Raw genomic sequence first — 18,089 nt, 5'->3', positions numbered from 1 at the left:
TTCTGAATTAAAAATAAATTTCGATTTAATCTGATAAATTTGGGATAGCTATGCGATTTACTCATGACAAAAAAATCAGGAAGTCAATAATTAAACTATTTACACTTACAGAACAAGTTACCTTACTCAAAAGTTTTGCATTAGTAAAAAATGAAACATCCTATGATTTTACCGCTTGGATAAAATGGCTGGCCTATGAAAATATGGAACCTGTAAAACGAGCCACTCTATTTTTTATTATAATCGCCATTGCATTATATATAATGACCTCCAAATTCAATTGGTTAAATTACCTTTTCTTTATCTATTTATCCGTTTCCTTTTTGAGAATATTAGAACAAGCTAAAGACATCGGTTACAGTTATTCCATAGGTATAAAACTGTTTTTGTTCGCTCTCACTAACAGAATATTTTTTGAGCCTCGATCAGAACACAAAAAATCAAGAAATGAATATAAAGATACTTAGCCATGAGTATCAAATTATAATTACAAGTATCATTTTATCTCATGACTGATTTCACTGAAATAGAACTATTCAATGGAAACTTTACGTACTGTCCGTTCAATAGGCTGACCATCGCCATCAAAATATCGACTAGGCCAGATTTCTGAGGGATGTATTTAAAGATAGTTGGCAATAATCCATCCGCCTTTCAGCCACGGACGACTAAGAGTGTTTGCCAGTGTAGATGAACTGAGTCCCGCTTCACGAGAAACAGCCGCTAAGGTTGTACCACGCTTACGCAATGCTGCGATAATGTCGGCTGATGCCAGTCATTTTTAACGTTACATTCCTGTTACCCCTTCCATTAATTAATATTGATGGTGGCGATAACTTAACATTGGATTTAACCCCGAGAGCAAAATATTGATAACTTGCCTGATGCCCTATCAGACAACTAAAGGGGCATTATAGCCTCATTCTCAATAAAAAAGATAAATGCCTCTTTTTGCTCTCTTCGTTGTGAATCTAAGGGGGAGTTTTCAGGATCAAAGCAAGATCAGCGTATAAAATTTCAGATAATTAATCTCAAAATCTTAGGAATAATTCATGATGTCGAAAACAGTGATCTTATCTGTATTGATCGTTTTCAGTATGAGTGTTACCTATGCAAACTGGGGTAAGACGGGATGTGAGATTAAGAAAAAACGTTGGAAAAACAGCTCCAGTATGCTCAAGCAGATGAAGATAATCGTCTGATAAAAGGATTAATTCGCACTTTGGAAAACATAAAGACTACATGTGCTCTGGAAGAACTTCTGCAAGAACAAAACAATAAGCCAGAAACAGTGAAAGACAATGCAAAAAATAAATAAAAAAGTGCAGGCCACATACAAAACACGGCCTGCATCTAATCCTGTATTTATTTTATCATCCAATAGATTTATAGCTCTCTCCCTCTAATTTGCTGCGCATTAGAAGGGGAGATATTGTAATAAATTTTATCACTCATAAGCGGTTCGTTTTCAATTTTCACTGAAAGAATGGAATTATCTTTAGAAATAGCATAATGACTAAAATAACTTCCTTCTCTTTCATGAGGATAATGAAAATTAGGCTTAATAAATTTTTTCATATAAGACTCACCTGGTGGATGATATTCATCTGAATAAATCACCTTCTGATCTCTGACAAAAATAATTTTATAAAAAAGGCTGGTTTCGTAATTAAACTTTGTCCCGATGATTTTTTCAATATCCTCCGGTGCGATGCCTTTGTCGATGATATACATTTTGTCCCAGTCAAAAGGAATAATTTTATTCATATCAATCAAACAGGTTGTATTTCTCTGGCAATGCTTATCGGCGTAAGCAATAATCCCTAATCTGCTGTTTCCAAAAGAAAAAAATAAAATAGCAATTCCCAGGATTAACGAAAAAATAATCATATTACTTTTGTTGACACCACGGAAAACCATCATTCCCCCCTTCATAATCAAATTTGATATGAGAAAACGGCCTTGGAATTTTAACCTTTAAAATCAAATAATTAATACTATTCCTTATGAATTTTACAACTTCATTTTTATTGCCACATCTTGCATCACGGCACTGATAAACCCAGGCAAAAAACACTCCCTTCTGCCTTTCCAACAGCAGCCTGATATTTTTAGAATTTACAATATGCTATGAAGGTATATCTTGAATTGTAGAGACAACTCCACATCACTTATTACTTACAAGCGTTTGTTATACAATTACTATTTGGTATCTTAAGTGCGGTTTACAAGATAAAAATAGATGCCTACTTCTAATATTTAGTACCAAGAGAGTTATACAGGGACACTCTGGATGACTAAAAAGTATAGTAATTGTACCCGCATTTTTTTTGATTTCAAATAGAAAAACATGGTAAGCAAATAATAAACTAGATAAATAGTTGCTAACGTGATTTTATGATAGTTTTAGGACAATCACGTGTGTCTAATTTGTTACATTAAGAAATCATCAGAAAGAGAAAGGAAATAACGGTAATTTATACATACCAGTGTACTTTTGCATTCACATATCTTACATGCCCTGTAGCAAAACGCAGATCTGTTGCCGGATACGGATCAATCAATAAGCCTTGATCGTGGTGCCTGACGGTTAAAACCCTGGACGGCTGTCTGGTGCTTATTCCTGACAATAACGAGACCCGAACTATCAAGCAACAGTACCAGCGCCAGCAAGACCAGCTCAGTGAGATTAAACTGAGGATGCGGGAACTGATTGAAGATTATAAGGCGGGATAGATAATTAAAAGGCCGAAATATTATGAAAATATTTTCAGATTATTAAAATAATGGCAAGCTCTATAATAAAAATACTTTTATTTTTATTTTTATTTTTATTTTTATTTTTATTTTTATTTTTATTTTTATTTTTATTTTTATTTTTATTTTTATAGGAGCCTGCCATACAACAAAAAAATTTATTGTTGACTATATATTATATTATAAAAAAATGATTCATTTTTTGTTGATTTCTTAATGTATTTTTGTAACTCCGGTTTAAACAAGAACTCTTCTTTTACATGAAACTTCCTTTTTACTATTGCTGTTAAAATATCTGAGAATATTTTATCATCTTTAATAATCCTCTTTAACTTCATGATATTTCTTGAATTATCCCTCAAGATATAATATGAATAATTCATAAGAATCATATTGGATATAAATAAATTACTGGTGGATTGCCAATTATTTGTTACATCTACTAATGACGATACTATTTTTTTATAGTTTACTTTATAGGTCTTTACAAAAACAGAAGGGTCTATTAAATGTAAGTTATAATCATTTAACTTTACAACCTCTTCAATATCTCTTGGTTTTGTCAGTAAATCAATAACACCTAATTGAAATTCCTTAATCAAAAGAAGTAAGTTTAACTCTTTATTTTTTTCTTCCTGAAAAGTGTCGTATATGAAATTTATCACATTGGAAAGCTTGTATTTTTTTCCACTATGAGAATAAAAGAATATATCACCTTCCTCAATTTTAAATCTCGTATATGAGTCATAATCCATGCTTAATTCAAAAAGAAGAAAACGAAACATAAAATTCTTTGTTTCATCATCTATATGATGGTCATGATCACCACTACAACAAGCCAATTGCAGGACATAATAAAATATAAATATATCCTGATTCATCCTTTCCCTGTTATTAATTTGAAACAAGTAAGAAAATCTAGAAAGAATTAATATAATGGATTCACAGTCCCCTTCATTGAATCCTTTCTCAATAAGCTTTTTCTTCAATCTTTTCAATGAAATTAGATCATGCCAGCGAGTAAAAGTAACGGCATTGCCGTTACTTTTTTTTGCTGCAATCAGAAATAGATCTTTTTCATCTTCTATATAGAAGATACCATCAAACGCTTTCTTACAGGATCTGACATTAAGAAAGTTTTCCAGTTTGTACGAGAATATATTATAAATATTCATTTTATGGTTTCGGGCATTTTTTCCACTTACCATCTTTTCCTCTGGATTCTATTTGGATTGATTTAATAGTTTCGTTGAATTTATCCTAAAACCTATTCCTTTTGCTTTAGGTTCGTTAGTTTTTGATAAAACTCCATCTTTAAATCCTGTTTCTTTATAATCGACTTTAGCTATATCTGTATGCTTGTTAAGTATATCTACACCATCTTTTTTGACAGTAATAACAGCACGATATTTTTCATTACCGGGGTTGCGCCCAGGGTTGTCATCATGGTTTACCCAAACAGCTTTTTCACCATCTTTATGAGGAATAAGCCCTCCTTTTCCACCTCTGGCAGCCATTGAACGCTGAGCCTCTAGTTTACTCATATACCGGATGATTTCGTCTTGCTTCAATCCGAGAGGATCTATCCATCCGGTCGGATTTTCCACATATGAATAATGGTTCAAACCACCTGTCAGCCCCAACGGATCAGGATGAGATATTTCATATGGTCACGGCGGGTACGGGTTTTGTCGGACATAAAGGTCAGTTGCGCGGCATAGGGATTCACCACATTCAACGGTTTAAGCAACCGTTGGGCGTTCTGGTGCAGGGCCGTGAGATACTCCCGCTCGTTCTCAGCCAACAGGCCTTCGAGCGTTTGTTTATGGCGCTGCACCGCATGGATCGCTTCGGTCTGTGCGCGGGATTCATTGACCGTCAGCACCAGACAGCGGTTCAGCAGCTCTTCATCCACATCAATGGCAGTCGTCGTCAACATCAGCATCACCGGGCCTTTCACCGTGTAGCTTTTGGTGACCAGTGTTCCGATCGTCTCATCTTTGCCCGTGCTTGCCATCGTCAGCTCGCCATCACTTTGCAACAACTTCAACGCATAGGCGGCCTGCCGCACGCCTTCTTCTTCCGCTATCGCCAAAATCTTATGCTGGAGATGGGTTTCCCCCAGATAAAACAGACTCTGCCCGGTCATGGCACTGTACTGCACCCGCTCTTCTGCCGGTATCAGGTTCAGCACCGCCGCCATCAGGCGGCTCTTGCCTGCGGCGCTGCTGCTCTGGATCAGGACCGCTAAGGGTTTGGGCAACTTGCGGCTCACGGCGGCCAGATACCCCGCTAACAGATTGGTTGATTCACCGACCACACCACAGGCGGCTAAATCAGCGGTGATACGACTGACCAGCGCCGGATCTTGCAGCAAGGCCAGTGCGGCCTCCCGTTCAGCTTCATTCAGTTCAGGTTGCACCGCCGCCGGGTTTTTCGCCTGCTGTAGCCACTGCTCGACAGCCAGCAACACCTGCCCCAGTGAACGCCGCAGTACCCCGTCTGCCAGCCCCAGTTCGGTAGCCGCCAGCCTGGCATAACTGTTCCGGCTGCGGGCACTCATCAGATCAACGCCATCCACGAACAGCACCCCGCTTTGCCTGTCCAGCACCTGCGCATTGAGTTTCATGGCGGCAGCACCGGCTTTGACTGCTCCCATGCCCCGCAGACACCATTGCAGTGTGCCGACCGATATCAGCAGCTCGCCATTCTCGCCGGACTCACAGACAACCCCCGGTGTGGTGTTGGGGGCGGGTTCGGGAACCGTGACGGGATCAGCCGTCTGAGGCTCAACCGCAACGAGGCCAGCCACATCCTGCATCGGTACAGCACTTTCAAGCAGCAGGGCAAAGGCGCTTTCCGGCTCGGCGACCTGACACAGATAACTGTTGGCATCCCTGCCCGGCGGGAACATCACCCGCAGCGGGGTGATCCCTTTGGCGGCCAGCGCTACGGCCAGTTTCACCGCGGCTTCATTGCCGGCGCTGTCATTGTCGAAGGCGATCAGCACCTGCTTAATCCCGTACTGGGCAAAGGCCTGCCAGTGATCGGCTGTCACCCCGTTCACACCGTAAGCCGCCGTGACAGGGCGGTGTCCGGCCACCCAGAACGACAGCGCATCAATCAGCGATTCACACAGGATCAGGCTTTTCGAGGCCATCAGTGCCGCCGCATTCCAGACGCCGCCATGCGCACCCGGCAGGTAGAGATGCCTGGGGGTGCCTGCCCGCAGACGGTCAAGGATTTTGCGGCCGTACATTTCCTGCACCTGACCTGCCAGACCGATCACCGGAATGACCAGCGAACCGCTGAAGTGTTCATGCCCGCTGTCACGCAACACCCCGGCCGCCTGGAGCTGTGCGCGGATCTCCGCCCCGGCTTTCAGTTGTCGGGCGGGCAGGCGATACCCCAGCGTGCGGTTGGCAAAGCCCAGCTTAAACTGCGCCACTAATTCAGGCTGGTTCAGCCGCCGTTGGGTCAGATAGGCCTGCGCTTCCGGGGCATTGAGCAGCGTATGGTGATAAAACTCAACCACCCGTGACAGCAGCGCCTGCTGCCCGGCCACATCGCTGAGCAGTTCCGACGAGTCAACCAGCGGCTCGACCGCCGGATTGCGGCCGAGCATCGCCCGCAACCGTTCACAGGCATGACGCAGGCTCAGATTTTCCGTTTTCATCACCCAGTCGAGCACCGAACCGCCGGCATCGCAGCCAAAACAATGATAGAGATTTTTCGACGGGGTGATCACCATCGAGGGGGTTTTTTCCTGATGGAACGGGCACAGCACAAGCCTGTCTTTACCGCGTTTAATCACCTGCCGCCCCTGCTGCTCAAGGACGGCGACTAAAGGAACTGCGGCTTTCAGGTGCTGTAATTCTGCGTCGGGAATGCGAGCCATGTCTTAATCCTTTAAAATGCGTCAAGGTCATTATTGACCTATATAATACAGGTCAATATAATACTTTCAAGCCCAGCACTCAAAAAGGACACTTATCATGATGAACAAACACATTAACTGGCTTTGTTCATTTATGACTGATTTTGGTAAACGCCTTGCCACGCTGCGCAAGGCCAGACAGCTTACACAGATAGAACTGGCGAATTTGCTGGATATCCAGCCCAGGATGGTAGGACGCTGGGAACAGGGGCAGGTTACCCCAGCGTGCGGTTGGCAAAGCCCAGCTTAAACTGCGCCACTAATTCAGGCTGGTTCAGCCGCCGTTGGGTCAGATAGGCCTGCGCTTCCGGGGCACTGAGCAGCGTATGGTGATAAAACTCAACCACCCGTGACAGCAGCGCCTGCTGCCCGGCCACATCGCTGAGCAGTTCCGACGAGTCAACCAGCGGCTCGACCGCCGGATTGCGGCCGAGCATCGCCCGCAACCGTTCACAGGCATGACGCAGGCTCAGATTTTCCGTTTTCATCACCCAGTCGAGCACCGAACCGCCGGCATCGCAGCCAAAACAATGATAGAGATTTTTCGACGGGGTGATCACCATCGAGGGGGTTTTTTCCTGATGGAACGGGCACAGCACAAGCCTGTCTTTACCGCGTTTAATCACCTGCCGCCCCTGCTGCTCAAGGACGGCGACTAAAGGAACGGCGGCTTTCAGGTGCTGTAATTCTGCGTCGGGAATGCGAGCCATGTCTTAATCCTTTAAAATGCATCAAGGTCATTATTGACCTATATAATACAGGTCAATATAATACTTTCAAGCCCAGCACTCAAAAAGGACACTTATCATGATGAACAAACACATTAACTGGCTTTGTTCATTTATGACTGATTTTGGTAAACGCCTTGCCACGCTGCGCAAGGCCAGACAGCTTACACAGATAGAACTGGCGAATTTGCTGGATATCCAGCCCAGGATGGTAGGACGCTGGGAACAGGGGCAGGTTAAGCCCCAGTTTGATTACATCATTAAACTGGCGCAGTTACTGGAAGTCAGTATTGACCATTTACTGTTGGGTGAAGAAGGGGCAACCGCGCCCGTTTTTGATATTAAAAACAAGCGGCTAAAAGAGTTGTGTAAGCAGGTTGACGGGTTAAAAGCAGAAGATCAGGATGTGATTTGCCGCATTCTGGACATGGCAATCACCCAAGAGAAGATTAAACAGGCAATTAATATCACACACTGAGATTTAACGCATTCTGACCGTGTTGGAGCACGACCAGAATGCTAACCACAAGCAACTAATAAGGAGTTGAATGATGGCTAAGGCGCATTCTAGGCAAAACCGTGCAGTAAATAAAGCTGCCAAAACAGAACGGTATTACACTGTGGGATACGTGCCGCAAAATGGCAGGCCAAACCCCCGACCCGCAATAAATTTAACAGGCAGATGGCTTAAAGCGGCGGGCTTTGAGATTGGCGGTACACTCACCGTCAAGATTATGGAGGGCTGCATTGTGCTGATCCCTGACAGCGATGACACCCGAACCATTAAGCAACAGTACCAGCGCCAGCAAGACCAGCTCAGTGAGATTAGGCTGTGTCCCTTAATGTAAATTGATAGTATTCTCATCTAAACTGTTTTCAATATGGGAAAAAGATGATGGCACGCTACGACATTCCTGATGACGCATGGATAGTGATAGAACCTTGTTTGCCCCCGGTCCATTCAGAGCGAGCAGGACGTCCACATGTTGAACACCGCCGTGTGATGAATGGGATGTTCTGGGTCTTGTGCTCCGGGGCACCGTGGCGTGATTTACCTGAACGCTATGGCCCTTGGAAAACGGTCTATAACCGATTTAATCGCTGGTCAAAATCGGGCATTATCAACAAGATATTTAATCGGTTACTGTCCATTCTGGATGAAAAAGGCTTGATTGACTGGGCTGAAATTTGCCTGGATGGCAGCAATATTCGCGCGAGTAAAGATGCCGCAGGCGCGAAAAAAAACATCCCGATATCACTGACGATCATGCGCTGGGTCGCTCACGCGGTGGTTATGGCACCAAAATCCACCTGGCAACCGACGGAAAGGGTTTTCCCCTCAACCTGATGTTGACCGCTGGGCAAGCTCATGAAAGTCAATCCGCCATCCCTTTGCTCGACGGCATTGGTATACAACGCAAAAATGGTTTCATGAAACGACGTGGCAAAGCCGTGCTGGCAGACAAAGGGTATTCGAGTAGAAAGCTCCGCGGTTATCTGCGTAAATTGAGGATCAAAAGCGTTATTCCTTATAAAATCAATGAAAAAGGCAGTGCTGATGGTCGTACGCAATTTGATGAACAGGCTTATCGTGACCGCAATGTTGTCGAACGCTGTTTCGGTTTTCTGAAAGGAAATCGGCGTATTGCAACCCGTTACGAAAAAACCGCACGAAACTATTTGTCCATGGTGAAATTAGGCTGTATTCGACTCTTTTACAGGCGGTTATCTAATTAAGGGACGCAGCCTAAATTGAGAATGCGGGAACTGATTGGGGATTATCAGGCAGGGTAATAAAAAACGTTCCACTACAAAAACATAGATATGGCTACCTTTAATTTCAAAAGTAGCCATATCATATTTTGCTAATTGGAAAACTCTAAAAGTATTCCCAACTTTTTAATCTAATCTGATTGATTCTTGAAAACTATTAGAATCACATTCGCCTTTTACTAATGAAATTCGTAAATTATCTTCTTCTTTTTTTACAAAAATTGTATAGCTACCGGGAGTTATAAATATTTTCTTTCCAGATATATATTCTGAGTCATCAGGCTCAAGATCCCCGCCTGTAGTATCTTCTCCTGCACCAATAAATATTTCTCCCGATGGGAATTTTATACACACTTCAACATCAGGATTTTCTATATTATCAACTAATTCAACAGAATAAACACCATCATCAACTAAGCCCACAAAGGCAATATTGCCTTCATTCATTTCATGTAGCTCATCATCAGGAATAGACCACCAATCAGGAGCGTCTGTTTTTCTATGTTTTATTGCTTGCAAATCAAATATAGCTAATGTTGCTGTATCTGTTGTGAAAGAAAAAGAATCTTTCATTTATATCATCCTCAAATAAATATTATTTCACTAATTTTATCACCGGCTTTTAACCCTGCTTTTCTGCCAGCGCTTTTTAAAGCACTACCAACACTTTTATTGATAGACTCATTTAACATTTTCAATCTTTGTGTTGCAGAACCACCGACTATAAGGTCAACCGGGTGATCAGCATTGAGTTTTGATAAGTTTGGTGCTTTACCAAATATTCTTTCATAACGTTCAGAAACCGCTTTCCTATAAGCATTTTGTAATGATGAAATCCTTACATTGTGCGTACCTGGAGACCAAACTAATTCGCCTCGTTTAGCAGCTCTATTCAACGCATTTTGTTTTATCCTAAATTCCCTTTCAAGGAACTTACGTTCAGCATCGGATAAGTTCGTACCCAAGATCTTTGGCTTATTAACTGTTAATGTGACACCACATCCTGCCAACCCAAGTGGGTCAATCAAACCTGTTGGGTTTGATACGTAACTATAAGGGTTAAACCCACCATGTAGACCAATCGGATCAGGCGTCAGATACTGTCCTGCCACCGGCGAGTAATACCGGAACCGATTGTAGACCAGCCCGCTCTCTTCATCCAGCCACTGGCCGGCATATTGCAGCCCCGGATTCAGTTCCGCATTTTCCCCCAACACCCCCAGCCGCAATCCATACAGACTCTGCGGCGGCCGGCGCCAGACCCGGTGCCCGGCGGCATCAAACAACGCCAGCGGCTCGCCGGTCGGGGCGCACACCGCGTACTGGGTCTGCACTTTTCCCGCGAGCTGTTCACGGCGGTTTTCCGGGTTCGGGCTAAAGAACTGCACCTGCTGCGCCAGCAACTGCCAGCCGTCGAACACCAGATGGCGGATACTGTACAGCCGGTTATGCCGGTATTCCCTAATCTCCGCCGGCACATCGCCATCCCACAGATAGGTGGTGCGCTGGCCCGCCCGTTCGCACACCTTCTCCGTGCGCCGCCCGAACGCATCATAGCGATAGGCCCACTGTTGCCCGCCCGGCGTTTGCACGCCGATGAGTTGATTCTGGCTGTTCCACCTAAACCGGGTCAGTTGCGGACGGTGACCGTCTTCCCACAACTGCAGGGCGGTCATGCGACCGGCATCATCATACTCAAACAGATGCTGCCCCAGCTGGCGTAACCGGTGCCCTTTCTGGTACAGCCGCTCCCCGTCTATCTCATTGAACCCATCAAACCGACGGGCGGGATAACCGGATGCATCATATTGATAATGCTCACGCAACCGTTCGCCATCACTGACTGATGTCACTTGTCCATTGCCGTTTACCACATAGCGCAGCCACTGCCGCTCATCATTCGCGGCCACCAGATTCAGTGCCGCATCATAGCAATATTCTCTGTCCAGTCCGGCCAGAGTTGGCTGGGGAATATCGGCCACTTCATGGGCGGCAAAAAACTCGGTGTTACTCCCGGCACGTTGTGCAGTCAGCTGTCCCATCAGGGAGTGTTCTTGCCGCAGGATAAAGCCTTTATCTGACTGGCGATGCCATTCATGGCCATCGTCATCCCGCTCAATATTGAGCGTGTGTTCACCGTTAAGATTGAATCTCCGTAGTTCACCCACCTTATTGGCTTCGAATGTGACCTGCCAGCATTGACCATCCCCTGTTTGCAGTGTTCTTGCCACAGTTGCGTTATCCGGGTAATCACGTTGGATGTCGCCGTGTGCCTGCGTTTCTTTCACTATGCGGTCTTGGTCATCGTATTCAAACGTCAGTGGCGTGTTTTCGGGGGCAATCACTTCCAGCAGCCGCCCCAGAATATCGTAACGGTAGGTGGTCGTGCCTTCTGGCGTATGCATCGCGGTCATGCGGCTGGCGGCATCGTACTCAAAACGCGTGACGTTGCCCAACGCATCCCGTTTTTCAAGGCAGTTGCCGTTACCGTCATAGGCATAGCGCCATTGCGTGCCGGCATAGTCGGTTTCAGTGATAACCCGCCCGTCCGCATCCAGCGTATAGCGGTAACTTTCGCCCTGCGGGTTAATGACTTCAACGAGTTGCAGGCTGTCGGGATCATAACGATACTGCCAGCGATGGCCTTCCCCATCGATACGTCCCACCGGCAGGTCAAAGGGTCCGTATTCGATATGCCATTGCACACCACGCGCATCCGTCCACGCGGTCAGGTTACCGTGGCGATCATGACGAAAACGCTCCAGGCTATTATTCGGGCGATCGCTTAACGCCACCCGATGATGGCGATCGTATTCCCACAGCCACAGTGCCCCGCCCCCCGATGCCAGTCGCTGCAACCGGTCATGGCTGTCGTAGCCCAGACGCAAGCTGCGGTTTTCTTCATCAAACAGCCGGGTCAGCCGCTTCTGTGTGTCATATTCCCAAGTCCGTTTGCTGCCCGCTGTATCTTCTGCCGCAATCACCAGTCCAAATGCATTGCGCGTCAGCGTGGTTTTGCTGCCATCCGGCGCGATAAAGCAGTCGGCATTGCCCTTGTCATCATACTGTTGCCACCAGACACGCCCCAGCGGATCGGTCATACTGATCAGGCGGTCAGCCTCATCGTAGTGATATTGCCAGGTTGCGCCGATGGCATCGGTAAAGGCGGTCACCAGCCCGGTATCCGCCAGATATTCCAAGGTCAGGATTTGGCCGGCCGGCAAAATTTGGCGGCACAGGTTGCCCCATTCATCATACTCGTAACGCGTAACATGACCGCACGGGGTTTCGACCTGTGTCACCTGCTGCTGGTCGTTGTAATGCCAGGTGGTGATATGGCCTTGCGGCGTGGTGGAACGGGTGATACCCGGCTCATAAGTCAGTTGTACCGGGTAAAACCCACCACTGCCCACACTGTGGATGCAACGGCCCTGCGCATCATAGGTATAATCAACCGCTGTCTGGTCACCATCCGACCAGCGGCTTATCAGCCCCTGCGCGTTATAGTTATAGAACAAATGAAAGTATTGGGTACTGTCCGCCTCGGCCAAAGCGCCATTGTCGTGATAACGGTAACGTGCCATCACATCATTCAGATCATTATCGGTACGGCGAATGTCCGCTAACAGACCATCTTCACGGTAGAACAGCCTCAGCTCTGCGCCGTCACTGTGGGTCACTTTGTCCAGTTGATGCATCTCGTTATAGTGAAAATGCACCGCATTCCCGTTCCGATCACGGTGTTCGGTCAGCCGCCAGCGCTGTACGCTCGTAGGTGCCTCTTTTTCCGTAAGTGCCCGCAACGAAAAGTATTTGCGGACCGGGTTATTGCGCTCAGTCAGTACAAAGCCGGATTTTTTCCGGCTGAGCTGGAATTCAGGGTGATCCGGGTTAATGCTGTGGTCAACGCTGGCAGGCAGTGCAAAATGCAGGGAAGCCCCTTCGATGGTCAGGATTTCTATCCGGTCTCCCGTCACCAGCACACATTCCGAGAAATTATCGAACCAGTTCTCCCCCAGTAAGCCCCGCTGCCCCGGTGACCAGCTGCGGGTAAAACGCAGCGGCAGCGTCTGCCCCAGTTCCATATCGGTGCGTTGATCAAACAGCGCCCCAGTGGTGACATCAATCGGGTCACCGGTAAAGAATTTTTTCGTACTGACCCAGTAACGTTTTAAGCCCCGGGTTTCTTTAAACGCTGTTTTGGCGCACTGGACGTTTTTGCGAACCGTACTGCCGACGGTTTTCGCTCCTTTAATCGCCCCTTTCAGCACCGCCTGCCGACCAGTTTTGGTCAGCAGTTTACCCAGCCCTTTGGCCAGCCCGCGCGAAGGTGGAACGATAAATTCCACGGCGATCAACAACGCCCGTTGCCAGCCGGAAAATTCTTCCTCAATGTCCAGATAGGTGCCCTGACCGGAGCCGATAAAGACCTTGCTTGCGCCGCTCTTGATCGTGGCGCCGCACACCAGCTTGTCATTCATCCGGGCGGCGGGTTCACCATTGATAAACACCGATTCACTGCCTTGTGCTATCAGCGGTGGCGGGTGTTTACTGCAGGCGGCTAAATCGACTGTCGCCCGGGCCGCCGGCTTGCCCTCAATCAGAACATTCGGTGAACCTTTGCTGATGGCGCCATCCGGCGGCCCGATACTGTCCACCATATTCGTCACCGCCGCACTGACATCACTGATAAACCCGCCCAGCGCCAGAGTGCCCGCGGTGCCTAATGCCAATACCGCTGCGGTGGCCAATCCGCCGGTACCGACGATCACGGCGGAGGCCGCCGCAAAAACGGCCGCCCCGATCAATGCCCCGACCACTGCGCCCGCCAGCGCGCCTAAAAAGCTCGAATGCTGGATAATATCACCCTCACGCGCGGCGGCCGGGCCACGTGGCTGTGCGGGGGGCATGACTCTACCCACCGCATGGGTTGCGCCCACACGGGCTATCCGTGTGACAATGTCGTCACCCAATCCCATGATGACCTCCTGTCACGCCGCCTGAAAACTGGTGATAACCGCCAGTAACGCCTTGAGTTGCCCTTCCTCAAACGGGTGCGGTGACGTCAGGTTAAAGGCCAGCAACTGGCTGCCCCGGATTTGCAAGACTACCGTCTGGTGCATTTCCCCTTCTGGGCTTTGCCACTGGTAATCCAGCCGCCAGGCGGGTTCACCACTGAGTACCAATTGTAAACGTTGATGCTCCTGATAGCCCGGCAGGTGAGTCGCAAATTGCGCCAGCGTTTGTGCGTAATAGGTCGCCGGATCGCTGCCCTGAGGAACCGGTGTGCGGTTAATCACCAGATTAACGCCACTGTCATCCGGCAGGACAAAAACCTGCATCGTCTCATCACGCCAGTTGGCTGGAATAGTCAGGGTGCCTTCATTCATCGGGTAAGTGTGTGCGCTCATGGGGGTTTCCTTTTTTAATCTTTCTCAAATCGCTAATGGGATCAGTTCAGGGTGATCACTTTCTGGCCGTTGATAATCACAGTGTCGCCGGTAATGTGGATGTTGCCGTTCTTGTCGATCGAAATACTCCCTTTGGCATTCCCGAGGTAGAGGCCATCTTCGGTGGACTGAATGGTAATGGCGCCTTTGGCACTGAGCACACTGGTTTTTTCCACCGTCACCTGCCGGGTCCCGATGCTGCTGACTTCCAGGCCAATGACTTCCTTATGACGATCTTTACGCACCGTGATCACCTGGTTGTTGCCGACACTTTCCGTGTGATCATGCATCACCCGGGTCGCGCGGTCATTGAGGACCTCGGTGCTCATATCCTTCTGCGCATGCAATGCCAGCCGTTCACTGCCTTTCGCATCCTCAAACAGCAATTCGTTATACCCCTCCCCCTTATGGGTTTTGGAGCGGAAGGCCATCTGGGTTTTGCTGCCCGGCAGCCCGCCGGGCGGGATATTGCTGGCGTGGTAGGTCCGACCGGTGACGATCGGCTGATCCGGATCACCGTGCAGAAAATCGACGACCACTTCCTGACCGATACGTGGGATCGCCAGCATGCCCCAACCTTGTCCGGCCCACGGCTGGGTGACACGTATCCAGCAGGAACTCTGGTCATCGCTCTTGCCATAGCGATCCCACGGGAACTGGAGGCGGATACGACCGTACTGATCACAGAAAATCTCTTCGCCTGCCGGCCCCACCACTTTGGCAATCTGCGGGCCGTCAATCACCGGTTTTGGCAGTTTCCAGCGCCTGTGGCTGGCTGCCGGAATGACTGGCGCTCACCACCTGCCACGGCTGGTTCAGGTCGGCACGCGGATGGTTGCTCAGGGTGAATAATTTACCCGGCTGGATGGCAATAGCCTGGCCGCTGCCTTGTCCGGTCAGGGCATTGTTACGCAAGGCTTCCAGCCGGTAACGGGTAAAATCTTTACCGTGCGCCTCATCCTTAAAACGGCCCGGGTAGTCGTAGTGCTCGTAATACCGCTGTTGCAGGGTATCTTCCTTCATCTGCTGACTGAATTCGGCCGGCCAGGCCGGGTTTTTAAAGGTGTAATCTTTCAGTTGCACCTGAGCCGGTCGCACCTGGGCGCTACAGGTCAGGCTGCTGATGGCGGGTTCGCCCACGGTGCTCGCTTCCCCCGGCTGATAAGGGAACACCTTGCCCGGCGGCACCGAGCCGGCATCATCGGCAAACACCAGCGTGTTACGCCCGTTACCACATTCAAAGAAGTAAAAAATCCCCTCTTCCGCCGTCAACCGTTGCAGGAAAGCGAAGTCACTTTCCTGGTATTGCACACAAAATTCCCGCTCCGGGTGAGCGTGGCGCAGACTGAAGATGACGTCACGAATACCATGCTCTTTCAAGATAGTGGTGATAATGGCGGCAATGTTCAGTTGCTGGAAGATGCGCGAGTTTTGCCGCAGCGTGGTGCGCCACAGGTCCGGGCGAATACTCATCTGGTAGGTAGTCTGGTGTAACCCGGTATTACCCTGTTCAAAGCTGGCGACCATACCGGTGATACTGCGGCTTTCTACCCCATCCTGGGTGATCGTCAGGGTGGCGGTGCGGTCGAGTACCACCGGAAAGTCGATGGCCGGATCCGCACTCGCCAGCCCCACTTCCAGCGTGAACGGCTGGGAAAAGTGTTCATCCAGGGTAAAATCGGTGACGACAAAGGTCTGCGGCGGCAATCCGCCCGCCGTCAGGGTAAATTGCAAGCCGCTCGGGGCGCTGTCCCCCCCCGTCGAGCAGCGTCTGGCTGGCTTTTTGCAGCGCCCTGGCGGCGGCATGCTGGCCGCTGGCAGCCCGCTCGGCCAGTCCCTGACCGCCGGACGCAGTTTGCCCTGCGCCATCGGGGACGATACCCCTGCTCCCCAAGATGCCGGCCATCTGCGAGGCCGGCTGCCCCTGCCGGACAAGAGTCTGCCCTTGCTGAAGTTTCGCCATGTTCTTTTTCAATGACATCGGATGTCTCCCTGATTAATGCCCGCCGTCCCGTGTCACGGCAGGGGGCTGGTCTTTGGCCGGATATTCGGCCGCATTGTTATCATGGCTTTCCCGTTGTTCGGTCGCCTGACGCAGCCGGTCATAGCGACCGAGCAGGGCGTTAAAGCGGTCATCGATCCCTTTCAGCAGTACCGGCGGTGCCAGCTCCCCTTTGGCCGCATAGACGCTCAACTGACGCAACTGTTCTTCCAGTGGCACTTCACTGCCATGGCTGCGCTGGATGTCATAGATAGCGGTTTTCAGGTAGGACAAAGTGAAGCTGCCCCGGGTACGCTCCTGCAACAGGATTTTGTCTGCCAGTTGCTGAAGCTGGTCGCGGGTGGTATTCCAGCTGCCTGTCAGCGGCACGCTGTCAATCCGGGCGGTCACCTGCTGCTGCCATTGGCGGGTCGCCTGCTGCTGGGCGGGCGATTGCGGCCACTGGTGTTCTGCGGTCGCCGTCAGGCGGCGGGCCGCTTCCCAGGTGACCCGGGGCGAGGTCTCCGTCAGCCGTTCAAGCTGGTGGACATAACTCGCCAGTTCAGGCTGATATAACCACGCCAACCGGGCTCCCGCGGGGTGGTCGGTGATGGCCTGGAGTTGTTGTTGCAGGGGCTTGTAGCACAGCAGCCAGCCGCCCACCAACACCAATAAGCCCAACAGGGTGCCCAGGCCAAAGCCCTGCCACGCATTGAGTCCCTGAGGCGGTTGTTCAGGAAACTGGACCCGCACCCGCGGTTGATTATCGGCAACAGGCTGAGGGTCATGGCGCAAGGGTGACGGGGACGGAGGCATTTCCGGCTCGGCTTCCGACTGGGACAGGTAAACCAGCGGTGGCATCTGCACCGATGGCGCCACCGGTTTCGCCGCCTGACGGGGTTTTTCCAGTTTTTTCGCTGCGTTCTGGAAGAACCATAACAGGTTTTCCACCCGCGGCAGGCGTTTCAGGTCGGATTGCTGCAACCGGTCGATAATCAACTGGAGGGCCCGTTCGGCGCGGTAAATCATCCGCAGATCGCTGGCGGCAAAATCCAGTTGGCGCAGCACACTGCTGGTACGGGCATGGAACCACTCCAGCAGGTCGGTGCGCACCTGCGGCTGGGTCGGCCACAAGGTCTCCCATTCACTGACGATAACCCCCGCCAGCAGTTCACAGCCCTCGGTGAACCCCGCCAGCCCATTGAGTTGCATCCGCGCCAGGGTGTAGTAAATCGCGGTCTGTAAATCGACTCCGTTGGTTTTGAACAGCGTCAGGGACAGGGATTCCACCAGTGGCCAGTTCACTTCTGGCTGCGCCGGATGGCTGGTTTTGTTAATTTCATCGCGGATAACGGCAAATTCCGGCAAATTCAGCGGACTGCCGCCGGCCCGGATGATGAGGTTTTCAGGATGTTCGCCCATATTCTCGCTTTTCTCCTTAAAAAACCCCTGCCCGAAGGCAG

Annotated in this window: 15 protein-coding genes and 3 pseudogenes; 6 read left to right on the top strand and 12 right to left on the bottom strand. The window is 49.4% G+C overall.

What is annotated here, in order from left to right:
- Positions 1 to 532: 532 nt before the first annotated feature.
- A pseudogene (locus tag BDE27_RS18080) lies at positions 533 to 789 on the bottom strand (helix-turn-helix domain-containing protein); the annotation flags it as partial.
- A 364-nt stretch (positions 790 to 1,153) separates the two neighbouring features.
- Here BDE27_RS18080 and BDE27_RS20100 point away from each other — a divergent pair.
- The gene (locus BDE27_RS20100; protein ID WP_222941668.1) at positions 1,154 to 1,318 is read left to right on the top strand and encodes a DUF1090 family protein; all 165 of its coding nucleotides are present in this window, start codon (positions 1,154 to 1,156) and stop codon (positions 1,316 to 1,318) included.
- Between the two features lie 68 nt (positions 1,319 to 1,386).
- Here BDE27_RS20100 and BDE27_RS18070 read toward each other — a convergent pair whose 3' ends face one another.
- The gene (locus tag BDE27_RS18070; RefSeq protein WP_244208835.1) at positions 1,387 to 1,923 is read right to left on the bottom strand and encodes a hypothetical protein; all 537 of its coding nucleotides are present in this window, start codon (positions 1,921 to 1,923) and stop codon (positions 1,387 to 1,389) included.
- A 690-nt stretch (positions 1,924 to 2,613) separates the two neighbouring features.
- Here BDE27_RS18070 and BDE27_RS20240 point away from each other — a divergent pair.
- The gene (locus BDE27_RS20240) at positions 2,614 to 2,736 is read left to right on the top strand and encodes a hypothetical protein (RefSeq protein WP_255430702.1); all 123 of its coding nucleotides are present in this window, start codon (positions 2,614 to 2,616) and stop codon (positions 2,734 to 2,736) included.
- 34 nt (positions 2,737 to 2,770) lie between these two features.
- Here BDE27_RS20240 and BDE27_RS20235 read toward each other — a convergent pair whose 3' ends face one another.
- The 4 genes from BDE27_RS20235 to BDE27_RS18055 form a co-directional block, all read right to left on the bottom strand.
- Positions 2,771 to 2,902, bottom strand: a complete 132-nt coding sequence (locus BDE27_RS20235) for a hypothetical protein (RefSeq protein WP_274539992.1) — start codon at positions 2,900 to 2,902, stop codon at positions 2,771 to 2,773.
- 13 nt (positions 2,903 to 2,915) lie between these two features.
- Entirely contained in the window at positions 2,916 to 3,965 is a 1,050-nt protein-coding gene (locus BDE27_RS18065; RefSeq protein WP_099130948.1) for a hypothetical protein, read from the bottom strand.
- Positions 3,966 to 3,980: 15 nt separating this feature from the next.
- Entirely contained in the window at positions 3,981 to 4,301 is a 321-nt protein-coding gene (locus BDE27_RS18060; RefSeq protein WP_143707503.1) for a hypothetical protein, read from the bottom strand.
- A gap of 89 nt (positions 4,302 to 4,390) precedes the next feature.
- Positions 4,391 to 6,655 carry a CHC2 zinc finger domain-containing protein gene (locus tag BDE27_RS18055; protein WP_420882884.1) on the bottom strand — a complete coding sequence of 755 codons (2,265 nt, stop codon included), beginning with the start codon at positions 6,653 to 6,655 and terminating at the stop codon, positions 4,391 to 4,393.
- A gap of 97 nt (positions 6,656 to 6,752) precedes the next feature.
- Here BDE27_RS18055 and BDE27_RS18050 point away from each other — a divergent pair, with 97 nt between their 5' ends.
- Positions 6,753 to 6,944: a helix-turn-helix domain-containing protein gene (locus tag BDE27_RS18050; RefSeq protein ID WP_120211393.1), complete on the top strand. Its 192-nt coding sequence runs from the start codon at positions 6,753 to 6,755 to the stop codon at positions 6,942 to 6,944.
- Here BDE27_RS18050 and BDE27_RS18045 read toward each other — a convergent pair.
- Positions 6,916 to 7,404: pseudogene (locus BDE27_RS18045) on the bottom strand (CHC2 zinc finger domain-containing protein); the annotation flags it as partial. The gene BDE27_RS18050 and the pseudogene BDE27_RS18045 overlap by 29 nt on opposite strands.
- Before the next feature lie 97 nt (positions 7,405 to 7,501).
- On the opposite strand from BDE27_RS18045, the gene BDE27_RS18040 reads away from it, so the two are divergent.
- The 3 genes from BDE27_RS18040 to BDE27_RS18030 all read left to right on the top strand — a co-directional run bounded on the left by BDE27_RS18040 (position 7,502) and on the right by BDE27_RS18030 (position 9,159).
- Entirely contained in the window at positions 7,502 to 7,900 is a 399-nt protein-coding gene (locus BDE27_RS18040) for a helix-turn-helix domain-containing protein (protein ID WP_099130951.1), read from the top strand.
- Positions 7,901 to 7,973: 73 nt separating this feature from the next.
- Positions 7,974 to 8,270, top strand: a complete 297-nt coding sequence (locus BDE27_RS18035) for a SymE family type I addiction module toxin (RefSeq protein ID WP_099130952.1) — start codon at positions 7,974 to 7,976, stop codon at positions 8,268 to 8,270.
- A gap of 47 nt (positions 8,271 to 8,317) precedes the next feature.
- A protein-coding gene (locus tag BDE27_RS18030; protein WP_120211323.1) for an IS5 family transposase occupies positions 8,318 to 9,159 on the top strand; the annotation gives its coding sequence in 2 pieces (ribosomal slippage) (positions 8,318 to 8,660 and positions 8,660 to 9,159; 843 coding nt in all).
- Positions 9,160 to 9,321: 162 nt separating this feature from the next.
- Here BDE27_RS18030 and BDE27_RS18025 read toward each other — a convergent pair.
- From BDE27_RS18025 to BDE27_RS18005, 5 genes and pseudogenes are all read right to left on the bottom strand, one after another.
- Positions 9,322 to 9,768, bottom strand: a complete 447-nt coding sequence (locus BDE27_RS18025) for a DUF6386 family protein (RefSeq protein WP_099131720.1) — start codon at positions 9,766 to 9,768, stop codon at positions 9,322 to 9,324.
- 11 nt (positions 9,769 to 9,779) lie between these two features.
- Positions 9,780 to 14,174, bottom strand: coding sequence for an RHS repeat-associated core domain-containing protein (locus BDE27_RS18020; protein WP_099131721.1), 4,395 nt, complete (start codon positions 14,172 to 14,174; stop codon positions 9,780 to 9,782).
- A gap of 12 nt (positions 14,175 to 14,186) precedes the next feature.
- Positions 14,187 to 14,606 (bottom strand): DUF1795 domain-containing protein, encoded by a 420-nt coding sequence (locus tag BDE27_RS18015; RefSeq protein WP_099131722.1) that lies wholly within the window; start codon positions 14,604 to 14,606, stop codon positions 14,187 to 14,189.
- Between the two features lie 41 nt (positions 14,607 to 14,647).
- Positions 14,648 to 16,394, bottom strand: a pseudogene (locus tag BDE27_RS18010) (type VI secretion system Vgr family protein); the annotation flags it as partial.
- Between the two features lie 247 nt (positions 16,395 to 16,641).
- Positions 16,642 to 18,048: a VasL domain-containing protein gene (locus tag BDE27_RS18005; protein WP_099131723.1), complete on the bottom strand. Its 1,407-nt coding sequence runs from the start codon at positions 18,046 to 18,048 to the stop codon at positions 16,642 to 16,644.
- Positions 18,049 to 18,089: the final 41 nt, after the last annotated feature.

Source organism: Xenorhabdus ehlersii, assembly GCF_003610465.1.
Classification (GTDB): Bacteria; Pseudomonadota; Gammaproteobacteria; order Enterobacterales; family Enterobacteriaceae; genus Xenorhabdus; species Xenorhabdus ehlersii.
This window is presented reverse-complemented; position numbering and strand designations above follow the sequence as displayed.